Source organism: Acinetobacter sp. GN11 (assembly GCF_054823985.1).
This window is the reverse complement of sequence record NZ_JRVL01000274.1, coordinates 1-1318: the sequence shown is the minus strand read 5'-3', so window position 1 is coordinate 1318 and position 1318 is coordinate 1. Positions and strand designations below refer to the sequence as shown.

The 1318-nt window shown below is 37.6% G+C and carries 1 protein-coding gene; it reads right to left on the bottom strand.

What is annotated here, in order from left to right; genetic code table 11:
- Positions 1–1318: Ig-like domain-containing protein (locus NL42_RS17945; protein ID WP_461313787.1), on the bottom strand; the 1318-nt coding region annotated here is incomplete at both ends.

Here is a 1318-nt window from a genome sequence, read left to right as displayed (position 1 = left end):
TTGCGCTGTAAAGTTTTGACCATTTTCATTTAAGACGATGTTTTCAATCGGATTTGGTGCAATATCATCAATCAAAGCATTTTGCTTAAATTCAACACTTTGATTACCTGCTTTATCTATAACGATAAAAGTGAGTTCCTCACCTTTTAAATAAACCTGATTGAAATAGCCTGTCACATTACCAGTGCTATCGACATAACCATAACCGACAAACTCACCCGCAGCATTTTTGACACCAATAAAACTATTGGCTTCTGCTTGTGCCGTAAAATTTTGCCCATTTTCATCAAAGATGATGTTTTCAATTGGATCTGGCGTAATGGTATCCACCAAAGCATTGAACTTAAGTTCGACACTTTGATTGCCCATTCGATCTATGACAACAAAAGTTAATTCTTCTCCATGTAAATAAACTTGGTAGAAGTAACCTGTCACATTACCTGCGTTATCTGCAGAACCATGACCTATTAACGCACCCTCAGCATTTCTGACTTCTATATTACTATTTGCTTCTGCCTGCGCTATAAAGTTTTGACCGTTCGGATCAAGTACAATATTTTTAATCGGATTTGGCGCAATATCATCAAATGGAGCCTTAACTGAAACAACATCACTCACATTTCCAGCTCGATCTTTAACAATAACTGTGAATTCTTCACCATGTAAATTAGAGCTACCCAAGAAAATAGTGAATGTACCATCAGCATTTACACTCTGACTCCACGTATTCACCTGTTGAGCATTCTGATCAAAAATCTGGATGAAGGTATTTGGCTCAGCTACACCAGAAAGGGATGAACCATCTTCACTAAACGTGAGATTACTTGCAGCCACAGGAGCAATATCATCAAGCGGTGCTTTTACAGTAACCCCACCACTCAAATTACCAGCCCGATCTACTACAACTACCTTAAACTCTTCGCCATGCAAGTAGTTACTGTATAAAGAGATGTTAAATGTTCCATCCCAATTAACATTATTATTCCAAAGATTTAATAATTGACCATTCTGATCAAATATCTGAATCGTAGCATTTGGCTCAGCCATACCAGTTAGATATGAACCATCTTCGCTAAATACTAAATTAGTAGCATTTTCTGGTGCAGTATTATCAAGAAAGGCTGTTTGTTTTACTTCAACGCTACGATTACCAGCTTGATCAATCACAACAAAAGTGAGTTCCTCACCTTTTAAATAAACTTGATTCAAGTAACCCGAGACGTTACCAGCACTATCTACATAACCAGTACCGACAACCTCACCCACAGCATTTTTAACTTCAACTTTGCTATTTGCTTCTGCTTGCGCTGTAAAGTTT